18 protein-coding genes, 1 tRNA gene and 1 pseudogene are annotated in these 23,365 nt (G+C 31.5%); 9 read left to right on the forward strand and 11 right to left on the reverse strand.

All coding sequences use genetic code 11. The annotated features are described in order from the left end of the window. Positions 1-2: 2 nt before the first annotated feature. The 3 genes from JBL43_RS14270 to JBL43_RS14280 are packed head-to-tail and all read right to left on the reverse strand — an operon-like array spanning position 3 to position 5,808. Complete coding sequence (locus JBL43_RS14270) at positions 3-1,520, reverse strand: cellulase family glycosylhydrolase (RefSeq protein WP_198842086.1); 1,518 nt, start codon at positions 1,518-1,520, stop codon at positions 3-5. After that, complete coding sequence (locus JBL43_RS14275) at positions 1,517-2,719, reverse strand: hypothetical protein (protein WP_198842087.1); 1,203 nt, start codon at positions 2,717-2,719, stop codon at positions 1,517-1,519. Before JBL43_RS14275 ends, JBL43_RS14270 begins: the two co-directional genes overlap by 4 nt. Next, positions 2,719-5,808 carry a putative glycosyltransferase family protein gene (locus JBL43_RS14280; RefSeq protein WP_198842088.1) on the reverse strand — a complete coding sequence of 1,030 codons (3,090 nt, stop codon included), beginning with the start codon at positions 5,806-5,808 and terminating at the stop codon, positions 2,719-2,721. Before JBL43_RS14280 ends, JBL43_RS14275 begins: the two co-directional genes overlap by 1 nt. Before the next feature lie 176 nt (positions 5,809-5,984). Here JBL43_RS14280 and JBL43_RS14285 point away from each other — a divergent pair, with 176 nt between their 5' ends. Further along, a complete protein-coding gene (locus JBL43_RS14285; RefSeq protein WP_198842089.1) occupies positions 5,985-7,154 on the forward strand; it encodes a response regulator in 1,170 nt (389 codons plus the stop codon). 944 nt (positions 7,155-8,098) lie between these two features. On the opposite strand, the gene JBL43_RS14290 is transcribed toward JBL43_RS14285, so the two are convergent. Continuing rightward, positions 8,099-8,176 (reverse strand) — tRNA-Pro (locus tag JBL43_RS14290). 135 nt (positions 8,177-8,311) lie between these two features. Between JBL43_RS14290 and JBL43_RS14295 the strand changes: the two genes are divergently transcribed. The 6 genes and pseudogenes from JBL43_RS14295 to scpA all read left to right on the forward strand — a co-directional run bounded on the left by JBL43_RS14295 (position 8,312) and on the right by scpA (position 14,240). Next, entirely contained in the window at positions 8,312-9,439 is a 1,128-nt protein-coding gene (locus tag JBL43_RS14295; RefSeq protein ID WP_198842090.1) for a PQQ-dependent sugar dehydrogenase, read from the forward strand. After that, positions 9,436-9,846 (forward strand): c-type cytochrome, encoded by a 411-nt coding sequence (locus JBL43_RS14300; protein ID WP_233098791.1) that lies wholly within the window; start codon positions 9,436-9,438, stop codon positions 9,844-9,846. The genes JBL43_RS14295 and JBL43_RS14300 overlap by 4 nt, the downstream gene beginning before the upstream one ends. A 57-nt stretch (positions 9,847-9,903) precedes the next feature. Then, positions 9,904-10,512, forward strand: a complete 609-nt coding sequence (udk, locus tag JBL43_RS14305) for a uridine kinase (RefSeq protein ID WP_138950747.1) — start codon at positions 9,904-9,906, stop codon at positions 10,510-10,512. Next, the gene (locus tag JBL43_RS14310; protein ID WP_198842091.1) at positions 10,513-10,833 is read left to right on the forward strand and encodes an FtsB family cell division protein; all 321 of its coding nucleotides are present in this window, start codon (positions 10,513-10,515) and stop codon (positions 10,831-10,833) included. Further along, entirely contained in the window at positions 10,833-12,212 is a 1,380-nt protein-coding gene (locus JBL43_RS14315) for a methylmalonyl-CoA mutase subunit beta (RefSeq protein WP_198842092.1), read from the forward strand. The genes JBL43_RS14310 and JBL43_RS14315 overlap by 1 nt, the downstream gene beginning before the upstream one ends. Beyond that, positions 12,213-14,240: pseudogene (gene scpA, locus JBL43_RS14320) on the forward strand (methylmalonyl-CoA mutase). Between the two features lie 3 nt (positions 14,241-14,243). Here the strand turns inward: scpA and JBL43_RS14325 are convergent. The 6 genes from JBL43_RS14325 to JBL43_RS14350 form a co-directional block, all read right to left on the reverse strand. Then, entirely contained in the window at positions 14,244-15,080 is an 837-nt protein-coding gene (locus tag JBL43_RS14325) for a CvfB family protein (RefSeq protein ID WP_198842093.1), read from the reverse strand. A gap of 39 nt (positions 15,081-15,119) precedes the next feature. Next, the gene (locus JBL43_RS14330; protein WP_198842094.1) at positions 15,120-15,479 is read right to left on the reverse strand and encodes a cupin domain-containing protein; all 360 of its coding nucleotides are present in this window, start codon (positions 15,477-15,479) and stop codon (positions 15,120-15,122) included. Positions 15,480-15,483: 4 nt separating this feature from the next. Then, positions 15,484-17,091, reverse strand: a complete 1,608-nt coding sequence (locus JBL43_RS14335) for an amidase (protein ID WP_198842095.1) — start codon at positions 17,089-17,091, stop codon at positions 15,484-15,486. Between the two features lie 41 nt (positions 17,092-17,132). Further along, positions 17,133-17,417: a hypothetical protein gene (locus JBL43_RS14340; protein ID WP_198842096.1), complete on the reverse strand. Its 285-nt coding sequence runs from the start codon at positions 17,415-17,417 to the stop codon at positions 17,133-17,135. An 89-nt stretch (positions 17,418-17,506) separates the two neighbouring features. Beyond that, positions 17,507-18,280, reverse strand: a complete 774-nt coding sequence (locus tag JBL43_RS14345) for a hypothetical protein (RefSeq protein WP_198842097.1) — start codon at positions 18,278-18,280, stop codon at positions 17,507-17,509. 134 nt (positions 18,281-18,414) lie between these two features. Then, positions 18,415-20,643 (reverse strand): transglycosylase domain-containing protein, encoded by a 2,229-nt coding sequence (locus JBL43_RS14350; RefSeq protein ID WP_198842098.1) that lies wholly within the window; start codon positions 20,641-20,643, stop codon positions 18,415-18,417. Positions 20,644-20,855: 212 nt separating this feature from the next. On the opposite strand from JBL43_RS14350, the gene JBL43_RS14355 reads away from it, so the two are divergent. Next, positions 20,856-21,371 carry a DUF2892 domain-containing protein gene (locus tag JBL43_RS14355; protein WP_198842099.1) on the forward strand — a complete coding sequence of 172 codons (516 nt, stop codon included), beginning with the start codon at positions 20,856-20,858 and terminating at the stop codon, positions 21,369-21,371. A gap of 560 nt (positions 21,372-21,931) precedes the next feature. On the opposite strand, the gene JBL43_RS14360 is transcribed toward JBL43_RS14355, so the two are convergent. Beyond that, the gene (locus JBL43_RS14360) at positions 21,932-22,189 is read right to left on the reverse strand and encodes a type B 50S ribosomal protein L31 (protein ID WP_117885052.1); all 258 of its coding nucleotides are present in this window, start codon (positions 22,187-22,189) and stop codon (positions 21,932-21,934) included. Between the two features lie 122 nt (positions 22,190-22,311). On the opposite strand from JBL43_RS14360, the gene JBL43_RS14365 reads away from it, so the two are divergent. Continuing rightward, the gene (locus JBL43_RS14365; protein WP_198842100.1) at positions 22,312-23,331 is read left to right on the forward strand and encodes a glutaminyl-peptide cyclotransferase; all 1,020 of its coding nucleotides are present in this window, start codon (positions 22,312-22,314) and stop codon (positions 23,329-23,331) included. Positions 23,332-23,365 lie beyond the last annotated feature (34 nt).

The raw sequence follows: 23,365 nt of genomic DNA on the forward strand, positions 1-23,365 counted from the left end.
CATTATTGATTAGAAATATATTTGAAAGCAGGTTTGTTTTCTCCATTTTTATCTATAAAACCATAGAATTCTTGAGCTTTCTTACGCCAAGGAAGGCGGCCTACCACAGCAGTAGGTATTTCATTAAAGTCATATAAAGTCCAAGATATAAATTGTAAATTATTAGCTGCAATTATTTCTTGGACTTTTTTATGGTAGTTGGCTTGATCGTCATCAGAGCTACCAAAAGGTTTCCAAAGGCCACTATAAGACGAAATACCAAATTCTTGAAGTACTAACGGTTTGTTAGGTATTTCCGTTCTCATAATTTTTATAGCTGCATCTAATTTATCTAAATCTTCATAGTAATGGAATGATACAATATCTACTTTATTTTTTAAAATAGAAGTGCTTTGTGTATTAGACCAACCAATAGTTACTGGGTGTATACTGTCTACTGATTTTACTAAATCGATCATGTTATCTAACCAAGCAATTACATTTGTTTTTCCTCGCGATTTGAAATCTAAATTTGGTTCATTTTTAATATCCCAACCTAACAACGCCTTATGATTCTTTAAGGATGAAACAATAGTAGCTGCATGGTGTTGATTAAGCGTCCAATTTAAAACAGAGTAATCACCAAAAAAATCGAAAAGAGTTACGACCACTTTCAAATTTTGAGATTCAGCTAAATCTAATACCTGTTTCAATTTATTTAGTTTCTCAGGTTTAACATGTGCTTTGCCAAAATCTTCATAGGGTACAAATATTCTGATACTGTTTAAACCTGATTTTTTTATAATTTTAAAATCCTTTTCAATAATACTGGTATCAAATTTATCTCCAAACATATCCCATGGTGAATCTTGAGGATAATAGTTAATACCTTTTAATGATTTAAAATCTTTTGAAGCGGATTCAAATTTATTTATATCATCGGCACTTACTTCTTTTATCATATGCCTGATACGCCATAAACCATCTTCTAATAACAATATGATTTTGTAAGTAGATTTTTCTTTATTTTCTAAAACTAAGGCATCGTCCTGATAAATTCTTTTATATTCCGTAACATCTTTATCCGTAATAACAGCCAGTTTACCATCTTCACTAAAAAAATCTAGAGTAGGGTTGTGGCTTAAAGTAGTCCCTACAATTGAAATATTTTTATCATTATTTTGTTCAACAAATTCAATGATGTTTTTCCGAGCAGTTTCGGTATAATAGTCATCAATGCCAGTTAAAGAATTGGTTTTAAAAGCAACATGTTTTACATACCATGCATCTAGATAATCATTTTGAATGGCATATAAAGTTTGATCATCCATTACTCGTCCCTCATTATTTAATGAAGCCCATTCTAATTGAGGTAAGTATTGATCTATTTTTTTTATTTCCGTGCGTAACATTCCGCTGCGGTCTGCACCTGTATTTAAATAGCTATACAAACTGCTAATACCAAACAATATAAAAATAATTACAGCGATGTAAGATAACACTAGAGTACCACGCAATATGTTTCTGTTTATACCTCTCATAGCTTCGTGTTAATGAATGATTTTTCAATTTTAGCAGCTTTAATTTTTAAGGTATATGTTTTACTTGGAAACGTGTTTTTATCTAAAGTAAAAATAGCATAACCATTTGAAGAACTTTTAGAGAGTGTTTTTAGCTTTTGATCATTTTTGTAAACCGAAAGTAATACTTCCAAGCCATCAGGTATCATCTGATCCATAAAGCTTTTTAATGGTCCAACGGTTATGGTTCTGTTATCTTCAGCAAACGTTACTTGAAAATCTGAAATAATAGACTTGTATGATAATTCTATCACATCACTTTCTGCCATTCCTTCGATAATGGCTTTTACAGTCCAATTTTCCTCGTGATCCGGATGAATCATTTTGGCAAATGCAATTCCATTGAGAGTAGTGCCAGATGTTTTTAAAATATTTTTTGAAGTGTTGGTTATAAAAAAGTTAACAAAAGTACCATCACTAACTATATTTCCATAGGTGTCTTTTATAATAGATGTTGAAAAAGTAGTGATTTGATTACCGTCGGAATAGTCATGATTTCTTTCAGATGAAATACTGAAATTTGTCGGAATTCCTGGCATAACATTGATAGTATTTTCCTTAGAGTTTAAACCCAAACACTCAGAAGACACTAAAATTCTTCCTGTTTTTGATTCTGAATATATGTTTGTATAGGCAATTCTATTTTTCATAATGATGGTATCATCATTTTCATTTTCCAAAAATTGATGCTTTACGGTCACCTTTGTGCTGTCAGCTAATGGGTTGTCATAAATATCTGTTGGAATAACAACGAACATTGAATAATCTGAACCACCAGCAGCGATACTTGGAGGACCTAAATAAATTTCAAGTGTTTCTGTTTTTTGTTTTGGATGTATGTAGAATTTTCCTGAAAGTGATTGATTACCTAATAATTTCCAGTTTACAATTCCCGTTTTGTTAGAGATTAACTCAGGGATGTTAAAATTTAATATCTCAGAATCTGTTTCTGATTTAATAACAGTAGAACCATAGCTATTACTTACATAGAGTCTAGGTTTTTCTTCATTCGTATTTGAGAATTTTAAAATAATAGGGTTTCCAGCTACATATGCTGTGTTTTTGGTAAGTAGCTGAAAATTTTCCATAGTACTGCTAGAAGGTATTGCTAGCAAAGCTAACAATCCCGAAATTATCAGATATGTGAATTTTATTTTCATTAATTTGGACTCCCTATATAGGTGTTAATTTCTATTTTTATAAAACTATAATTCGCATTTTTAATAGGCTGTAAAACAGTATTTGTTTGATTGTTAATTCTATTTGGTACTACCTTTTTGGAAATAGATTTGTTGGGTAAACCATTGACATAACAGTTTTTCATATCTTCATTTATTAAAGTTATGATGTCATTTTTTAAAACTGAATATTCAAATGTTTGCTGGCGTTGTTGCCTAATACCTTCCGAAATAAATTGATGGTCTACCCAAAGCATATTTTTATTGGCATCATAATATGTTATCAATAATTGCGGAATAGTAACTTCTTCAATACCTGAATTAAAAAGCTTTCCAATAATGCTTTCTTCTGAAATATCTAAATCACTTAATGTAGTCCCTTTATATAAATCTGAACTTGATACATTTCCAGCAACTTGTAAGTTGAATTTGGTGGGTTGTTCTTCAAATTCAATAGGTGTAAACTCATCAGGATTGAATGTTTTTGGAATAGAATCTTGTGTTTTAGACCATGCAATACCTTCAAAATTGATTTTAAAAGAACTCACTTCTTTCGGCATAAGTTTGTGCTTTACATGGTATTTTGCATTATAAGTAGCTAATTCCTTATTCTCGTCGTTATATAGAGTACCTTTTAGAACCACATCTGCAGGTACATTGTCAATATTTTGGACTTCACCAATTAATGCATAACTCTTATTGTGTTTAACTAATTTAGCTGAAAGAATTTCTAAATTAGGTTGCTTTAAAACATCTTCATGGTGTGTTTGTTCAGTCGTTATTCGCCTCCTCCCTTGATTGAAATATTTGGTTACATTATCTGAATACAATTGATCTGGAGGTAAGTCTGTACCTATCGCTTCAGGCTGAACATACCATTTACTTTTATGTTTGACCAAATACTTATAGTCGGTTTTATTAATTTTTTCTAATGGCGTAATCCAATTGGTATTTACCTTTATAGTGGCTAAACTATCTGTTTGAGAAAGGACTATGGTTTCAATGGCATCTAATTTGGCATAAGAACTCAATAACCCATCAGTTACTGAAATTTCCAACATATATTGGTCCATTGGTAAATTACTTTCAGGATTTATGAGACTATATGCCTTTTCATATTCTTTAAAATCTAAGGCATCGTAATAGGATAACAAAGCATTTTCAGGGGAATGATGTGAATCATTTTTAATGTAAAATAGATAGACACCATATAATACTATAATAGCGACTATTAAGGACCAAATATGAGTAATTCTAAGAACGCCTACAGAGAATTTTGAGTAATTATTTTTAAACTTTAAAAAATCAGGTATAGCTTTTATCTTTGTTTTTAAGGCATTTACCATAAACATTTGAATGTTTAAAATAAAAGCGATAATTACGGTTATAAAGGGCATTAATCCCCATAATATTTTTTGCCATTGAGCAACATCATCTTTAGGAATTATTGACGAAACGGGAGGTACATTTAATTTTTCCCAGACTTGAATCCCATTTTCTAGTTGTCGTAAGCGTTGCCAACCACAGAAATATAAAATAGGATCGTAAAACTTATCGTTTGAGAAAATGTATTTAAAATTATATTTTTCAGGAGTGGTTAAAAATTGTTGCAAAGATCCAACACCTTCAACACCTTTAAATTTTGAATTTTCTAAACGTTCAATAGGCCGTGTGGTTAATTCAGGTAAACGTCTCGCTGAATGATAATTTCCATCGACACTCATGGCATTGGTTTGTGCGGATAGCCACGCCATTTGATCTCCAAATCCCAACGTCATATAACGCCATTGGTCGTGCTGGTCTTGATTTAGAAAATTGATTATAGGCAACATCTTTATTTTTTGAGGTTGAGAAGGCCTGAAATAGCTTAAACTCATTGTAAAGATTGTCATAAATAGGAAGAGGCCTGCTAATATGCCCCCAATCAATCGATGGTAAATTGCACCATATTTTTTTTGAATTAAGTCTTTTAAATCTCCATCAACAAAGCGGTATGCAAATTCACCAAAAAGAGGTAAAGACATTATAGATGCCCAGAGTGTAAATCGGTCTAATGTTAAAATATTAAAAGCGGTTTCACCCAAAAACATTCTAGGAATGGGCGTAGTACCTCCAGTTCCTAAAATAGTAAGAATTGTAATTGAGAGCCCAAAAAACAAATAACGTTTACTATAGTATCTGTAAAATATATAAGGTAACAGTAGTAATAAAACACCCCAAGGAATTAAAAAAAACACTAATCCAGATGAAGTTATCTCTAAAAAATTATCTCTAGACCCGTGTGGTATAGGTACTTGTGTAATTGGGTTTGCTTTAGAATTTATCCAATAAGGTAAGAGGCATCCAACAATTATGGTAAGTGAGAGTATTCCAAAACTCACAATACGCTTAAAAAGTTGCATAAAACTAGTGAGAAATACTTTGAACGTTATGGCCTTAGCAGAATCTACTTTTTCTCTAGAAACATCCATAATAACCATTCCTATTAATGGGAATATGAAGAATATCATACCGAAAATAGGGGTAACATGATGTGATGTTACGGTTACTGCAATTAAAGAAAGTGACGTGAATAGGTATTTATAACGACCTGTTTTTATCCATAAGTATATTTCTGGTAGCGAGTGCATTAGCACGGAAATGCCAATAATACTGGGTAATTGACCAAAAATATGAAGTGTTTCAACGAATGATGATGAAAAAACGGCTAAAATGGCAGCATAGCCCGCCACTGTTTTATTTGAGGTGATGAGCAATGAAAACCTATAAACACCCGTTATAAATAATATGATACTAATTAAAGCGACGGTAAACATGCCAAATTTAAGCCCTCCAACATAAGAAAGTGCACCGATGGATTGATGTACTAATGGTGGGTAGCTCATTACTGTAAAACCCGTGTACCATTTGTCGTTCCAAGGTTCGAACCAACTACCGGCATAATGTTCCGCGAAAAATAGATGTATAAGTGCGTCGTAGGTTGTTTCTAGGGTAAAGAATATTGAAGTACCGTGAAAGGCAATACCTATAAGTAATGCGACAATTAAGTATTTATTGGTTTTTTCTTTCATTTAAAGTGAACGACAATATCCACATGGTAAATATAAAAAATTTAATTAGCATATTTTATTTATCTATACAAATAAACCATTCATCTAAAGATAGTGATGGTTTTAACTAAAAAGTAATTTTAAAGTACTGTGACACTTTACATTTGTCACACAATTAATAACGTAAATCAATTATCATGAAAATATTAGCAATAGACGACCAGCAATTAGTTTTATTACCCTTGGAAAAAAGGTTACTAGAATTAGGTTATGATGTTAAAATTGAAACCGATGCCGTTAAGGGCTTAGAATTGTTCGAATCGTTTACTCCTGACTTAGTGATAGTTGATATTAATATGCCGGAAATGTCAGGTATAGATGTTGTTAAACATATTAGAATTGCAAAAAAATCTCAGACTCCAATAATGGTATTGTCTGGAGATACAAAAGATGAAACGATTACAGAAGGTTTTGATTTGGGAATTAATGATTACATGAAAAAACCACTAAGTTTAAATGAAATTAGTGCACGTGTAAAGCGGTTGATTGGTGCTCCTGATGTTGATAGTATAGTTGCCAAAAGCAATGTAATGATACAAGAACGCTGTGTAGGTGTTGTAATACCTTGTTATAATGAAGAAGAACGTTTATTTAGTAAGGAATTTACAGATTATATAGATAAAAATTCTGGATACCACTTATGTTTTGTGAATGATGGAAGTAAGGATAAAACGTTAGAGGTATTAAAGGAATTACAAAAAGGAAGAGAAGACTTTATTACGGTATATGATTGTGAGAAAAATGGAGGAAAGGCGGAAGCTGTTCGTTTAGGTATGTTGCATATGGCTAAAAAAGAAGATTTAGATTATATTGGATTTTTAGATGCTGATTTGTCTACCGATTTAGCAGATTTTGATGATTTGGTTAAAACAATTGAAACTTCAGAATTTAAAATAGTAAGTGGCTCTCGTATTTCAAGAATGGGAGCAAACATTACAAAAGAATCTGCTCGAAAAATTATTAGTTTAACGATTAATTTTATTATCAGAAAGATTTTGAAAATGGATTTTAAAGACACACAATGTGGAGCTAAAATATTTAGTAAAGATGTAATAGAAGTTGCTTTCGGCGAAAAATTTGTAACACAATGGATTTTCGATGTTGAGATTTTTAAAAGAATGAGTATCCATTTTGGATTAAAACAAGCAAAAACAATGCTTTGTGAGCAACCTTTAAAAAGATGGATTCATGCGGATGGATCTAAGTTATCAATGAAAGATTCCGTAAAAATTGTTGGTCAATTGGGACAAATTGCATGGGTGTATAGAAATAAAAAAAGTCAAATGGAGCCTAGTTTAACGAATTAAAAAAAGTCAAACTATTAAAGTTGTTATTTATCAATGTTCTTATTAAAAGCCCAAAAATCTATGATTTTTGGGCTTTTTTGAATTCATAGAATTTTATGAATGGTAATAACATCATCTTTTTATTACTAAGTGACTCAGCACTTTCTAAATAGAAATTTTTTATCCTGTGTTAAAATCACTCATAACTTCTCTTAGTAGACTTGATTTTGGGTTATAAAGGGGAACATAGTGATATTAATAGTTCTATAAATTTTAGAAAAGTTAAAATTGAAAGGAGGTTTACTTCACGTTTCACTCGTTGATCCTGTTATGGGTTTCTAAAGAGGAAGAATTAACTAATTAATTATTATAAGTATTATTAAAAAAAAAAAGGTAATTAACAAGATTTCTCCTCGTTCCTCGTCGTGATCCTGAAGAAGGGGCGTTGCTCATTAAAAGCCTAAAATGTCGATGCCATTTTAACGTCTTTTTTTATTTGTTTACTTATGCTCAACTTCGTTGGTAGTTTTGCATTTTATTATAATTAACAGGATTACTCCTCGTAACTTATCGTGATCCTGCCGTGGGTTTAAAAGAAAGGTTTGTTTAATTAACTTTATATGAATTATATAAATTAGGATAATTTACAGGATTACTCCTCGTTCCTCGTCGTGATCCTGTAATGGGGCGTTGCTCATTAAAAGCCTAAAATGTCGATGCCATTTTAACGTCTTTTTTCATTTATTACTTATGCTCAACTTCGTTGGTAGTTTTGCATTTTATTGTAATTTACAGGATTACTCCTCGTTCCTTATCATGATCCTGTAATGGGGCGTTGCTCATTAAAAGTTAAAATACTATCGTATTTTGATTGCTTTTTTTATTTGTTTACTTATGCTCAACTTCGTTGGCAACGTAAACAAATAAAAAAAGCCTAAAGAATCAAAGATTCTTTAGGCTTTTAATGGTCGGGGTGGCAGGATTCGAACCTGCGACCTCCGCGTCCCAAACGCGGCGCGATAACCGGGCTACGCTACACCCCGAAAATGGTTATCACTAAAATTAAGAACTCTTAATAGTGTACTCTTAAATTTAGAGGTGCAAATATATAATTTTTATTAATAGTGACAATACATAATTATTTGTATTTTTAGTCCAATAAAATAAATAAGTTTATTATGAAATCTTTTAAATTCTTTTTATTAATTTTTATCACTGTAAATTATTCCGCTTGTGCACAACAAGTAGATTCAGAAATAAAAGCAGAGGAACCTATTGGAGTAAATTATACTACTGAATTAATTATAGATGAACTTAGTATACCCTGGGGTATGGCATTTTTACCAGATGGTAGTCTATTAATTACGGAAAAATCTGGAGAACTGATTCATTTTAAAAATAATGAAAGAGTTACAATATCTGGTTTGCCTGAGGTTTATAATAGAGGGCAAGGAGGATTGTTAGATGTAATTATTCATCCTAAATTCAGTGAAAATGGCTGGATCTATTTTTCTTATGCCTCACAAGAGGGAGATGGAGATGGTGGAAATACGGCTATTATGAGAGCTAAGTTAGATGGAAACACCTTAATTGATAAACAAGTATTATATAAAGCGGAACCGAATACCACTAAAGGTCAACATTTTGGTTCGCGATTAGTTTTTGATAATGAGGGGTTTTTATATTTTTCTGTTGGCGATAGAGGTAATCGTGATGAAAATCCCCAAGATATTACCAGAGATTGTGGGAAAATATATCGCTTAAATGATGATGGTACCGTACCAAATGATAATCCATTTATAAGTGAACCTAATGCTAAAACGGCTATTTATTCTTATGGTCATAGAAATCCACAGGGTATGTTCAAGCATCCTGAAACAGGAGAAATTTGGACTCATGAGCATGGTCCGCAAGGAGGTGATGAGATAAATATTATCCAGAAAGGATTAAATTATGGTTGGCCAAAAATTAGTTATGGAATTAATTATAGTGGGACCACTTTAACTGAAAATACAGCTTTACCGGGTATGGAGCAACCTCTTTTTTATTGGGTTCCTTCTATCGCACCTAGTGGGTTTGCTATTATTTCTTCAGATAAATACCCTGAATGGAAAGGTGATTTACTAGTAGGCTCATTAAAATTTCAATATTTAGAACGGTTAGTGTTGGAAAATAATAAAGTTGTAAAACGAGAAAAATTATTTGAAGGTTTAGGAAGAGTCAGAAATGTTGTACAAGCACCTGATGGTTATATTTATGTGAGCATTGAAAATTTAGGAATTGTTAAAATTGTACCGAAATCATGAGTAGATTAGTAATGTTTAGTGTAGTTTATTTGTTGTGTTTTAATGTTTTTGGGCAAAATAGTGCAAATAATGAAGATGTAATTGATAGTATTGATAGAGGTGTCATTATTTATGAAGATTTCTGTATGAATTGTCACTTGGTTGATGGAGAGGGTGTTAAAAATGTGATTCCGCCATTGGCTGCATCAGATTTTTTAATGAAAAAGAGATCGGAAAGCTTAAAAGTAGTAAAGTTTGGTCAGTCAGGAAAGATGGTAGTCAATGGAAAAACCTATAATGGTTCAATGGCCGCTATGGGGTTAACCAATCAAGAAATAGCAGACGTAATGAACTATATAACCAATAGTTTTGGTAACTCAAATGCTATAAAGTTTACGGAACAAGAAGTTTTAAAAATAGAGAAGTAGAATCAGGCATATTTGGTTAAATTTGCACCAATAAAAATATTAATATTTATATAATTCATGCTCGTAATTGGAATTGCCGGAGGTACCGGAAGTGGTAAAACCACGGTTGTAAATCAGATCATTAATGAATTGGCAAATGAGGACGTTACCGTAATTTCTCAAGATTCGTATTATCATGAAACGGATAATTTATCTATTACAGAGCGTGCGAAAATTAATTTTGACCATCCTAGAGCTATTGATTTTGACTTATTAGTCAAACATATAGCTCAATTAAAAAAAGGAAAAACTATTTTGCAACCCGTATATTCATTTGCTATGCACAATAGAACAAAGGATACGGTAAAAACGCATGCAAGTAAGGTGTTAATTGTAGAGGGGATTTTAATTTTTTCCCATAAAGATTTACGAGATATGATGGATATTAAAGTATTTGTGCATGCAGATTCTGATGAGCGACTTATCCGCAGATTAAAAAGAGATATTACAGAAAGAGCGAGAGATATGGATGAGGTTTTACAACGTTATCAGAGCACCTTAAAACCCATGCATGATCAATTTATTGAACCGATGAAAGAGTATGCTGATATTATAATACCGAATAATAAATACAATACGGTAGCTATTGATATTGTGAGAACCATCATTAATGAAAGACTGCAATAAATGACCTTTAAAGAGTTTCGACAATATAAAGTGGTTCGATTTTTAAGCAACAGGTATATTCTTATTTTACTGTTGTTTTTAGTTTGGATGTTGTTTTTTGATGAGAATTCTTATTTGAATCATCGAGAATTGAATCGGGAACGAAGTAAAATAAAAAATACGATTGAGTTTTATGATGATGGATCTGAATACGATAAAAAATTAATTAAAAATTTACAAGATCCAGACTCGTTAGAAAAATTTGCTAGAGAAGAATATAAGATGAAGCGGAAAGATGAAGACATCTTTATTATTGATTTTGATTCAATAAAAGAAAAATAATGAGCCATTTTTTATTTGACGAATTTTATCAAGTATCTGCCAAAGAATGGAAACAAAAGATTCAATTTGATCTTAAAGGAGCCGATTATAATAAAACGTTGGTTTGGGAGTCTAATGAAGGTATAAAAGTAAAACCTTTTTACCATAAAGACGACACCAAGTTTTTACCTATCGTTACTTCTAAAAAGAAATACTCTATTTGTCAATCTATATTTATTTCTGACGTTAAAGTCGCTAGTTTTTTAGCAAAAGACGCCCTAAAACGAGGGGCAAAGTCTATTGAGTTTGAAGCTCATGCTGAATTCGATATTCATCAATTACTTGACCAGATACTTCATTCTGGAGATACAAAAGATAATGTTCAAATTTATTTTAAACTTAATTTTTTATCGGAAACGTTTTTAATAAGACTAATTGAGAAATGTGATGACCTACCTGTTTTTCTGAATGTTGATTTAATTGGTAATCTTGCCAAAACGGGTAATTGGTTTAAAAACAAAAAAGAAGACTATACTGTTTTAGAAAACATACTTAAAAAAGCTACAACAAATGCCAATGTACTTTCTGTTGATGCTGGACTATACCAGAATGCAGGTGCAGATATTGTTCAGCAAGTGGCTTATACTCTAGGTCATGGTAATGAATACTTAAATACGATTACTGGTGATACAAAACAAATTGTTGACGCGATCTCATTTCAATTTGCTATTGGTGGCAATTACTTCTTTGAAATTGCCAAACTGAGGGCTTTTGAATATTTATGGCAATTACTTACCAAGGAATATGATGTTAATATAAAAGCGGAGTTGTTTGTAAAACCAAGTTTACGCAATAAAACATTGTATGATTCTAGTGTAAATATGTTACGCACTACAACGGAATGTATGAGTGCAATTTTGGGTGGAGCGGATGTTATTTCTAATGTGTCTTATGATAGTTTATATCATAAAAAAAATGAATTTGGTGAACGAATTGCAAGAAATCAACTTTTAATTTTACAGGAAGAAAGTTACTTTAAAGAGGTGAGTCAGGTCGCTGAAGGTTCTTATTATATAGAGTCGTTAACCAAAGAAATTACTGAAAAGGCGTTACAGTTATTTAAAAATATTGAAAAAAGTGGTGGTTTTTTAAACCAATTAGAGGCCGGTACAATTCAACGTAAAATTGAGCAAAGTGCAGTAAAGGAACAGCAGCTCTTTGATAAAGGAGAAATAACCTTGTTAGGAGGCAACAAATATTCTAATGTCGATGAAAGAATGAAGACTGAATTAGAATTGTATCCATTCGTGAAAATAAAACCACGTAAAACGGAAATTAGACCAATTATTACGAAAAGATTGGCTGAGAGTTTGGAACAGGAAAGGATAGAAAAAGAATAAATGCCAAGAAAAAACATCCAACATATAAAATTGAATACAATGAGTTCTGAAGATAGAACGCAAGAGTTTCAACATGAAAATTTTGTGGCAGGTATTGCACCCTTTCTTCGTGGTAATAATTCCACAATGTACGTGAGTAACCCATGGACTATTCGTGAATGTGTTGATTTTTCAACTGTTGAAGAAACGAATTCTTTTTATAGAAAAAATATCGCAAAGGGGCAAAAAGGATTATATGTGATGTTGAACACGACAACACATCATGGTTTTGATTCAGATGCTGAAGAAGGAAGTAAATCAGGTCTTGTCATCGATTCTATTGAGGATATGAAAATTCTCTTTGATCAAATTCCTTTAGATGAAATCTCTATTTTTATGTCGATTAATGGAGTTGTATTACCCATTTTGGCATTTTATATTGCAGCTGCTAAAGAGCAAGGAGTAAATGTATCACAATTAAGTGGAACTATCCAAAGTGATATTCTTAACGAGTTAACGATGCAAAGTACAGATCTATCTCTACCAATAGCTTCAATGAAAATTAGTATTGATATTTTTGATTTTACAAGTGAAAATATGCCTAAATTCAGTTCAAGTTCAATATCTGGCTATCAAATTCAAGAAGTAGGTGCTACACCTGAAATTGAATTAGCATATACATTGGCTAAGGGTTTAGAATACCTAAGAATGGGTTTAAATTCTGGCGAGGATATCGATACGTTGGCTTTAAAATTATCTTTTTCATGGTGTATAGGTATGGAGCATTTTAAGGAGATTGCTAAACTTAGAGCAGGAAGAATGTTATGGGCAAAAATTGTAAAACAATTCAATCCCAAAAAGCAAGAATCAATGGCTCTTCGTTCTCATTGTAGAACTAGTAAAAGTAGTTTAATGACACGAGATCCTTTTAATAATTTCGCAAGAACTACAATTGAAGCTATGGCTGCTGCTTTTGGAGGTACACAATCTTTGTGTAGTCCTGCATTTGATGCAGGGATAAAATTACCATCTGATATATCACACAGAAAAGCAAATTCTACTCAAATTTATATTCAAGAGGAAACCAATATAACAAAAACAGTTGATCCTTGGGCAGGATCTTATTATGTAGAGGAATTAACTGAAAAGATGGCCAAAGAAGCTTGGAAATTGATTCAAGAAATTGAAGAACTTGGTGGTTTGTCTAAAGCTATTGAACTAGGAATTCCTAAAATGAGAATAGAAGTAGCGGCCGCAAAAAAACAAGCTACTATTGATAGTGGAGAAGCTATTAAAGTAGGTGTTCAAAAATATCAATTTAAGGAGAAAGCTGTTTCAGCTTCTTTAGCTGCAGATAATGACGCTCAAATAAAAAGATTAAAAACCTTGAAATCGAATAGGAATCAACAACTAGTAGATGCCGCACTTTTAAATTTAAGTACTAATGCCAAATCAGGAACGGGAAATTTATTAGCTTTGGCTGTAGTCGCTGCAGAACACAGAGCTACACTAAAAGAAATGTGTAAAGCATTAGGAATAGCTGCTGATAAATAAAATTAAAATTTAATTATTGACATGAAAAGTAAGGCAACCAAAAATGATAATCAATTTAAAAAGGCATCAGAATTATCTGATTCATTTGCTGAATTAGAAGGTCGTCGTCCGCGAATTATGTTGGCAACAATGGGGCAAGATGATCATTATCTTGAAGTAAAAGTAGTAGCTACGAGTTTTGCAGATTTAGGTTTTGATGTAGATATTGGTCCGTTATTTCAAACTCCCAAAGAGGCCGCAAAACAAGCCGTAGAAAATGATGTTCATATATTAGGTGTTTTGTCTTTAGCTGATGGAAATAAAATTTTAATTCCACAAGTTATAGAAGAACTGAAAAAATATGGTAGAGAAGATATAATGGTTATCGCCGGTGGTGTTATACCTCCAAATGATTATCAGCTTTTAATTGATAGTGGGGTAATGATCGTATTTAGCCCAGAAACCAATATTTCCGAAGCTGCCATTGATATATTACAATTATTAATTGAAAGTTAGATTCTATTTCAATAATCTAACTCCCGACTCTTCTAATGTAATAGCTCTATTTTTATACAGAAACCCTATTGCTTTTTTAAATGCCTTTTTACTCATACCTAGAGTGCTGTATATTTCTTCAGGAGAGCTTTTATCCGTTAATGGAAGTAAACCATCGTTTTTAGATAGAGCGGTTAGAATCAAGTTGCTATTCGCATCGTTAAATTTTCTATATCCAATAGGTTGAATTGAGATGTCAATATGATTGTCTTCTCTTACTTTTTTTACATATCCTTTTAATTGATCTCCAATGTTAATGGTAGTAAAAACTTCATTTTCATAAACAAGTCCTTTGTGTTCATTATTTATAATAACAACATAGCCTAAATCTGTTTGTTGATAGACTAACAAATCGACTTCTTCTCCAGCTTCTATAGTAATATTTATATTTTGTAATTGCTTTTCAATATAACTGCTAGCAAACAATCTATTGGTAGCTTCATCTATATCTAAATACACAACATACCATTTACCTTCAGCCATTTCATCTTTTTGCTCACCAAAAGGTACTAGTAGATCTTTGTCTAATCCCCAATTTAAAAATGCACCAACTTTAGTTAAAGCCACTACTTGAAGTAATGCAAATTGATACAATTGTATTTTTGGTTTTTTAAAAGTAGCTACCTTTTTTCCATCATTGTCATGATAAACAAAGACTTCAATTGAGGTTCCTATTTCAGAATTTTCTGGCGTAATTTGTTCAGAACAGAACACCTTTTCATCGTCAATATCATTTAAAATGAATCCATCTTCTGTTTTCTCTAAAATGTTAAGTGTATTGTATTCTCCTAAAGTGATCATTACTATAATTTTTTGCGAAAGTACTGTTTCTTTTTATAATTAAATTGTATCCAACCTTTGTTTCGTTAATTTATCCTTAACCTCTCCGGTATGTTTTATTGAAGAAGGTTCAAAAAGTAAGACCCAAACTTCATTTATGGCAACGGGTTTATGGTCTATTCCTTTTGGGATGATAAGCATTTCACTTTCTTTTAATTTTACCTTTTTGTCTCTAAACTCAATTGTTAATGTTCCTTTTATAATAAAAAACAATTCGTCTTCCTCTTTATGATTGTGCCAAACAAATTCACCTTTTAGTTTTGCTAACTTTACATCTTGTCCGTTTAATTGACCAATAATTTTTGGTGTCCAATGCTCTTGAAAAAGCGAAAATTTATCATTTAAATTAATAACTTCCATTGGGTTAATTTTCTAAAAATTGAGGGGCTTTTCTGTGTTGTGTTCCTTGTTCGTAAGCATAAGCAATTTCTATAAGTATAGGTTCGCTCCAAGCTCTCCCAAAAAAGGAAATTCCTACAGGTAAGGCATCTATAAACCCCATAGGAACAGTAATGTTTGGATATCCAGCTCTTGCCGCAGGTGAAGAACTTCCTAAACCAAAAGAATCACCATTGATATGATCTGTTTTCCATGCCGGACCTCCAGTTGGTGAAATTATGGCATCTAAATTATGCTCATCCATAACTTTATCTATACCATTTTCTCTAGCACCACTAAGCATTTTTGATAATGTTTCTTTATAAGCCTCACTATCTAAGCCTTTTTTTTCTTGAGCCATTTCTAAATATCTCTGATTATAAAATGCCATTTCGATGGAGTCTTTTTTGTTGAATGAAATTAACGCTTCTAAGTTTTTGATTTTTCCATCTTTTCCTAATGACTTAAAGTAGTTATTAAGTCCATCTTTGTATTCAAATAACATTACTTGAAAAGATAATCCGCCTACATTATTATCTGAGATTTTATTAATTTCCACAACTTCTGCACCTTGACTTTTTATAAATGCTACGGCATCATTAAAAAGGGTATCCACTTTATAATTATTACCCAGAGGAGCCGTATAAATTCCAATTTTTTTACCTTTTAGTCCATCTTCATTTAAAAACTGGGTATAATCACTTTTAAAATTGTTATGGCTAACTAAGGTCTTACTATCAGTAGAATCAACACCTGTTAATGCACCTAAACATATGACAGCATCGGTTAGTGTTCTAGACATGGGGCCTGCTGTGTCTTGTGTAAATGATATTGGAATAATACCTGAACGGCTTATTAAGCCAACAGTTGGTTTTATACCTACAATACCATTGTTATTCGAAGGGCAAACAATTGAGCCATTTGTTTCTGTACCTATGGCTAAGACTGTTAAATTTGCAGAAACAGCGACGCCAGAACCAGCACTTGAACCACATGGGTTTCTATCTAAAACATATGGGTTTTTTGTTTGACCTCCAATACCGCTCCATCCACTTGATGACATTTCGCCTCTAAAGTTGGCCCATTCGCTTAAATTTGCTTTTCCTAGAATTACGGCCCCAGCTTCTCTTAATTTTTTAGCAACGTAGCTATCTTGTAAAGGTTTTGAATTCTGAAGAGCTCTTGAACCTGCTGTAGTAAACATATGATCATTGGTGTCTATGTTATCTTTTAATAAAACAGGTATTCCATGCATGGCACCTCTAGATTTTCCAGCTTTTAATTCTTTATCTAGTGCTGCAGCAATTGATAATGCATCTGGGTTTACTTGTATGATAGAATTTAAATTCGGCCCACTTTTATCTATACGTTCTATTTGATCGATATAATTCTGAATTACTTCTGTTATGGTGAAATCTTCATTATTATATCCCTCTTGTAATTCTGCAATTGTAATTTCTTCCAATTCAAAATTATTAGTTGAGCTGTTTGATTTATTTTGATCTTTTTTAGAAGTGCAGGAGATAACTAATAAGAAAATTATAATAGATGTTATCTTAAAAAAGAAAGTGTTTGAATTTGGTTTTAGTAGCATATTTATTAGATTAATAAAGTATTGTACTAAGGTAATTAAATTTATTTTATACTATCCATATGTTGTTGCACTTGATCAGAATACTCATCTACAACAACCCATTGATGATTACAAGTTGTTCCATGCTCTTCTTTCCATTTAGCATATGTACCGTATTCATCTACTTCACGAGTACTAATTAGTTCAACTTTTTTGCCAAATAACGAACGCTCAAAGTCTTGTACTCCACAAACTGAACATGTTCTCCAAGTGGTTTTACTCGATAAAATTAACACTAGAAGTAATGCGAAAATTAGTGTTACCAAATACATTGACTTTATTTTCAAATCTTGAATTTAATTTTTGTAAAAGTTAAATATAAAAAAAACCGAAGTATCTATCAAATACTTCGGTTTAAATTTAGTTATAAATTTTGTTATTCTTCACTTTTACTAAGCATGGCAGTTTGTAAGGCTGCTTCTTTTGAACTTAAAGTAAATGTGTATTTATCATCTAAAAATACTTGCATAAGCTCTCTTTCCTCACTTACCCAATAGTACGCATCTTTCATTCCTTTACCTTGATGAACAAATTTATGAAGTTTCATATCCTTACCATTAATCTTAGTAGTTGTAGTACCTAAGTAATTAACAGTATGGTTTTTTAAAACATACAATTTCGTTTCGTCTAAAGCATTAAATTTAAATGTACCTCTTCTGTCAAAAGGTAATTTAGGAATAATTGCCCATAAATTAAATGTAGGAATTGTTCTTGCCGGTATTTTTAAAGTTGCATTGTATTTTGCAAAAGTAAAGCGTTGTACATCTGGATCTGAATCTATTTCGTCAACGTAGTCTCCTTTGAAATGCCAAAAAGATATATCATTTTTATCGGTCTTGATTTTTGTTCCTGTAAAATTTACAGGTTCAATATTAGAATCTATTGTACCGTGAAATTTAAATTCTTTAGCGATTACCATTTTTTCAGATTCGCATGAAGTACTTAAACTGAAATTCAAAACTTCACTATCAAAATTGGCTTTTACTACCGTATTTATTGTATTTTGATTGTTAGAATCTAATTTTTGAAAACTAATATAACCTTCAGTGTCTAATGAAGTATACCAATAAATGTTTTCTAAGTTTTCTTGCGAAAAACTAGTGATACTTAGGCATAACATGCCTAGAAATAAGGGGAGTTTTTTAATCATAGTGTTTTTTTATTAAGGTTAAAATTTTAAAATTGCATATAATTCTTCACTGATAAAACAACTACAAGTCAAAAATTCCTACCTATAAAACTAAATTATTTGTAAATATACTACAATTTTTAATTGATTGTTTATTAATTAGACTTACGTTCGGCTCGTCTCTGTTCCCTTTTAGCCTTACGTTCAGCTTTACGTTGCTCTTTTTCTAGTGTAGTATTATTCTTGTTAAATAGATTCTCAAAAAATAAATTAAATTTTGAGTCTTCTAAATAATCTTCGCAGTCTAAGGCATCTGCATATTGCTCAGGAAGAGGGGGAAACGAAGCACTATATTGCTTTTTTACATTTTGTAATGTTTTTCCTACTAACGGGAGAGCTAGTTTACTTCCAGATCCGTTTGTACCCGAGTTAAATCGAATGCTTGGTGAGGATGCACCAACTCTAGATACCATTACTAATTTTGGCGTATAAGCAGCAAACCAGGCATCTGCATAGTCTTGTGATGTACCTGTTTTACCCGCGATAGGGATATTTATACCATATTTGTTTTTTAATGAAGTTCCGGTTCCTTCATTTATAGCCTTTTGTAGCATAGCCGAAAGTAAAATCGAGGTGTTTTTACTAATTACTCTATCATTTTCAGATGGCTTTAATAATTTGTTTTCATAAATTATGTTTCCATCTCCTGTTTTAATACTTAAAACAGTCTTTGGTTCTACTAAATAACCACCATTGGCAAATGCACTATAAGCTCTGCTCAATTCATAGATACTTGAATTTGCGGTACCTAATGCTACAGATGGTTTTTTAGGTAATTCTGAAGTGAAACCTAAATCTTTCCATAACTTTTCTAAATTGGCAAAAGGGATATTTAAAAATAAGTTTACTGTAGGAATATTCATAGATTTAGCTAAAGCAGCTGCCATAGAATAATTGCCACCCGTTGAATTGTCATAATTACTCGGTTGCCAATTGTCAAAATCAGAAATTATTAAGGATTTATTATCCAAATAAGAGCATGGCATAATTCCCTGTTCCAATCCTGAAGCATATAAAATAGGTTTAAAGGTTGAAGCGATTTGACGTTGGGCAAATATTTGATCGTAAGGTTGGGTTCCAAAGTCAATACCACCAACCCATGTTTTTACCGCTCCTGTTTGAGGATCTAAGGCTAGTAAGCCAGCGTGTAATAACGTTAATGATTGACTTATGCTATCACGTATAGATATTGAATCCGTATAAACGCCATCCCAACTAAACAATTCTCTATTTTGTTTTTCATTGGCTTTATCGGATAATTTTAAACGGTTTAGTTCTTTTGTGATTAGTTTATTTAAGGTTTTTAAACTATTTCCTGAATGGTATTGTTTTCGTAAGCGAGTTTGCATTACACTTAAATGGCTTTTAAATGCATTTAGTGCTTGGTTTTGTAATTGTAAATTAAGTGTTGTGGTAATAATAAGTCCATCCTTGTTCGAAGTGAGTTCTGTGTTGTTTTCACTATTGTAATCTTCTAAAATTTTATTAACTTCATCTTTTACCTGAACTAAAAAATAATTTGCTGGCCCTTCTGATTCTAAATTGGCATAATCGAGTTGTAAAGGAATATTTTGAAGTGAATCTTTTATTTTTGCTGTTATATAATTGTATTTTTCTAATTGTGTTAATACTACGTTTCTTCTTCTTTTAGCGTTGTCTGGATATATTCTGGGGTTATAATAGGTATTTGCCTTTAACATCCCCACAAGTATAGCAGCTTCTTCAATTTTTATTTCTTCAATAGGTTTGTTAAAAAAACGTCTAGAAGCAGCTTCAATTCCTAATACATTTTCTCCAAAAGGAACTGTATTTAAATAAAGTGTTAAAATATCTTCTTTAGAGTATATCTTTTCTAATCGATACGCCAAAAAAGCTTCTTTACTTTTGTTAACGAGCATGCTTAAAGGGCCATGATTTTTACGACCATACATGTTTTTTGCTAATTGTTGATTAATGGTACTTCCTCCACCAGAGCTTTTATCACGAAAAAGAATCGTTTTAAAAAGTACTCTTAATAAGCTCCGAGAATCAACACCGTCATGCTCAAAATATCTCGCGTCTTCAGTAGCAACTAAGGCATTAATTAAGTGTTTTGGTAACTGTTCATATTTAATGTTTGTTCTGTTTTCTGAAAAAAACTTACCTAATAACTCATCATCTTCCGATAATACTAAGGTGGCTGTCTGATTTTTAAAAGCTTTTAATTCCTCAATAGTGTGTATAGGGCCAAAGACGCCATAATATATCGATGTTAAAAAGAGACCAATTAAAACAGCCAGCAACGTCAGGCTTATTATTAAATATTTTAGTATTTTTTTTAACATATAAATAACTAAGGGAGTTTATGCAGTTTTAAACGACAACTTATTGTTCATATTCTTGTTTAGAATGGCAATTATAAACAATTTATAAACATTTTAAGAAAAAAATCAACCTTTAAAATCATGATAATCTTTAAGGGCTCAATCTTTTAATCTTACAATTAGAATACGTAATTTTGCAAACCTATTTTCAAATTAATAAAAAACACGATAATATGTTTCATAAATTTATAAAATTAGGAATTGCAGCTGCTATTGTAGTATGGGCTGTTTTTCAATTTGCTGACAAGCACATAGGTAATGGTATAGCTTTATTGTTTTTAGCAGGGATTTTCATTTTCTTTTATTTTAAGAATGAATTTTTGTTGTTGTCATTTATGAGATTGCGTAAACAAGATTTTCCAGGAGCACAAAAATGGTTGGGTTATATTAAAAACCCTTCAGGTGCCTTAGTACGTAAACAAGAAGGGTATTTAAACTTTTTACATGGTATTTTAGTTTCTCAAACTAATTTAACACAAGCTGAAAAATATTTCAAAAAAGCATTGAGTTTAGGTCTGTCAATGGATCATGATGCAGCAATGGCTAAATTACAGTTAGCTGGTGTGGCTATGACCAAGAGAAGAAAGCGTGAAGCAACTACTTTGATTGCGGAAGCAAAAAAATTAGATAAGCATGGTGTGCTTAATGATCAGATAAAAATGATGAAGCAACAAATGAAAAAGATTTAAATTTAAATCTTTTTAACTTCAAAACGCACAACTACTTAGAATGTAAATCATTATCTAGATTAGATGTTAGGTTAGTTTCATTAACTATTTTTCTAGAAGAAGAAGAACCTGAGAAATGACTTATGGTAATGTTGTTACTCAAATAAACATTTGGAAATTACTTGAACTTGGTAGGTTAATAGTCTGCAAAGAGTGGGGTAAATACAGAATGTAAATAGTTACTTTTACCATATGCCTTTTAATGATTTATAACTCCTCTTCAAGAAATGGTTCTCGCTGTTGCTTAGCAAAATAAGATTGTAAACTACGTAGTTATAGAATTGATAATAAAAGGACCTTAGAAACGGTTGTTTTTCAAATAATTCAACAGGAGTGGAATATTATAACGAAATCTCTTTGATGCGAAATGAATAAAGATTAAATAGTATGTGTACTATTTAAGAAGTTATTCTTCTTTCAGTTATTGTAAACTTTAATTTTAAACCATTAAAAAAAGACCACGAAAAAAAACCTCGAAATTAATATTTCGAGGTTTTTTTAATAGTTGAAAATCAAAAAGATTATTTTTTCTTTTTGAATTTATCATATTTGTTTTTGAACTTGTCAATTCTACCAGCACTATCAACCAATTTAACTTTACCAGTATAGTAAGGGTGAGAAGTTCTTGAAATCTCTAATTTAATTAAAGGATACTCAACACCTTCAACTTCTAACGTCTCCTTTGAATCGGCAGTAGATTTTGTTAAAAAAACATCTTCGTTAGACATGTCTTTAAAAGCTACCATTCTATAATTTTCAGGATGAATTCCTTTTTTCATCTTAGTATTTTTTAATTGTTATAATTTATAAGCCATTTTTGTAAAATAATCTACTTGGCTATTTTGAGACTGCAAATTTAATACTATTTTTGAAAATTCAAACATAATCTGAACTATTTTATATGAAAAAGCATAAAATAATTTTATCGCTGGTATTAATTGCATCATTTTTAGGCTCATGTGGTAACACATATAAGCTGAAATTGAGCTCGCCAAAATCAATGAAAATCAATGAAAATCTAACGTTGTCAGTAACTGAAGAAAATAATAAGCCTATTGATTCTGTTAGATATTATCTAGACGGAAAACGTTTGCCAGGAAATAAGGATGTTAAATTGAATACTACAAAATTAGGTTCTCATGCTATTTCGGCTACTGTTTTTTATGGTGAAGAACAAAAAAAGTTGACCAATACGATTCTTGTTTTTGCTGATAAAGCACCTGAAATTTATTCGTATGAAATTGTAAATGAATATCCACACGATGAAAATGCTTTTACGCAGGGTTTAGAGTATCATAACGGATTTTTATACGAAAGTACCGGACAAAATGGTGAGTCAACATTAAGAAAAGTGGAACTGAAAACGGGTAAAGTTTTACAAAAGATAGATTTAGATAAAAGTTATTTTGGAGAAGGCATGACTATTTATAATGATAAAGTGTACATGTTAACTTGGCAGGCAGGAAAGGGTTTTGTTTTTAATTTAGAAACCTTTGAAAAGGAAAAAGAATTTAAATATGTGCAAAGTAAACAAGGATGGGGTTTAACGCATAACTCTGAGAAACTCATTAAATCTGATGGAACGGATAAAATTTGGTTCTTAAATCCAGAAACAGGTGTAGAAGAGTCTCATATAGAGGCTTATGCACACGATAGAGCGGTTCCTAAATTAAATGAATTAGAATTCATTAAGGGAAAAATATATGCTAATGTTTGGCAACGTAATAGTATAGTAATTGTTAATCCTGATACAGGTGCATTAGAAGGGATAGCTGATTTAGCTGGGCTACAGGAGAAAGTAGGTCAAAAAGGTGATGATAATGTGCTAAATGGAATTGCCTATGATGAAGAAAATGATCGTCTTTTTGTTACCGGAAAAGATTGGAATACTTTATTTGAGATAAAATTAAATAAAAAGTAATAAATAACTTAGCAAGTAGTTATACCTTATAAAT

Source organism: Aureibaculum flavum (assembly GCF_016406085.1).
Classification (GTDB): domain Bacteria; phylum Bacteroidota; class Bacteroidia; order Flavobacteriales; family Flavobacteriaceae; genus Aureibaculum; species Aureibaculum flavum.

Excerpts from the sequence above, each read along its gene's own strand:
- JBL43_RS14365 (WP_198842100.1), top strand. The coding sequence starts at position 22,312 with ATGAAAAAGCATAAAATAATTTTATCGCTGGTATTAATTGCATCATTT.
- JBL43_RS14355 (WP_198842099.1), top strand. The coding sequence starts at position 20,856 with ATGTTTCATAAATTTATAAAATTAGGAATTGCAGCTGCTATTGTAGTA.
- JBL43_RS14360 (WP_117885052.1), bottom strand. The coding sequence starts at position 22,189 with ATGAAAAAAGGAATTCATCCTGAAAATTATAGAATGGTAGCTTTTAAA.
- JBL43_RS14300 (WP_233098791.1), top strand. The coding sequence starts at position 9,436 with ATGAGTAGATTAGTAATGTTTAGTGTAGTTTATTTGTTGTGTTTTAAT.
- JBL43_RS14325 (WP_198842093.1), bottom strand. The coding sequence starts at position 15,080 with ATGATCACTTTAGGAGAATACAATACACTTAACATTTTAGAGAAAACA.
- JBL43_RS14350 (WP_198842098.1), bottom strand. The coding sequence starts at position 20,643 with ATGTTAAAAAAAATACTAAAATATTTAATAATAAGCCTGACGTTGCTG.
- udk (WP_138950747.1), top strand. The coding sequence starts at position 9,904 with ATGCTCGTAATTGGAATTGCCGGAGGTACCGGAAGTGGTAAAACCACG.
- JBL43_RS14295 (WP_198842090.1), top strand. The coding sequence starts at position 8,312 with ATGAAATCTTTTAAATTCTTTTTATTAATTTTTATCACTGTAAATTAT.
- JBL43_RS14285 (WP_198842089.1), top strand. The coding sequence starts at position 5,985 with ATGAAAATATTAGCAATAGACGACCAGCAATTAGTTTTATTACCCTTG.
- JBL43_RS14275 (WP_198842087.1), bottom strand. The coding sequence starts at position 2,719 with ATGAAAATAAAATTCACATATCTGATAATTTCGGGATTGTTAGCTTTG.
- JBL43_RS14310 (WP_198842091.1), top strand. The coding sequence starts at position 10,513 with ATGACCTTTAAAGAGTTTCGACAATATAAAGTGGTTCGATTTTTAAGC.
- JBL43_RS14280 (WP_198842088.1), bottom strand. The coding sequence starts at position 5,808 with ATGAAAGAAAAAACCAATAAATACTTAATTGTCGCATTACTTATAGGT.
- JBL43_RS14270 (WP_198842086.1), bottom strand. The coding sequence starts at position 1,520 with ATGAGAGGTATAAACAGAAACATATTGCGTGGTACTCTAGTGTTATCT.
- JBL43_RS14345 (WP_198842097.1), bottom strand. The coding sequence starts at position 18,280 with ATGATTAAAAAACTCCCCTTATTTCTAGGCATGTTATGCCTAAGTATC.
- JBL43_RS14335 (WP_198842095.1), bottom strand. The coding sequence starts at position 17,091 with ATGCTACTAAAACCAAATTCAAACACTTTCTTTTTTAAGATAACATCT.
- JBL43_RS14315 (WP_198842092.1), top strand. The coding sequence starts at position 10,833 with ATGAGCCATTTTTTATTTGACGAATTTTATCAAGTATCTGCCAAAGAA.
- JBL43_RS14330 (WP_198842094.1), bottom strand. The coding sequence starts at position 15,479 with ATGGAAGTTATTAATTTAAATGATAAATTTTCGCTTTTTCAAGAGCAT.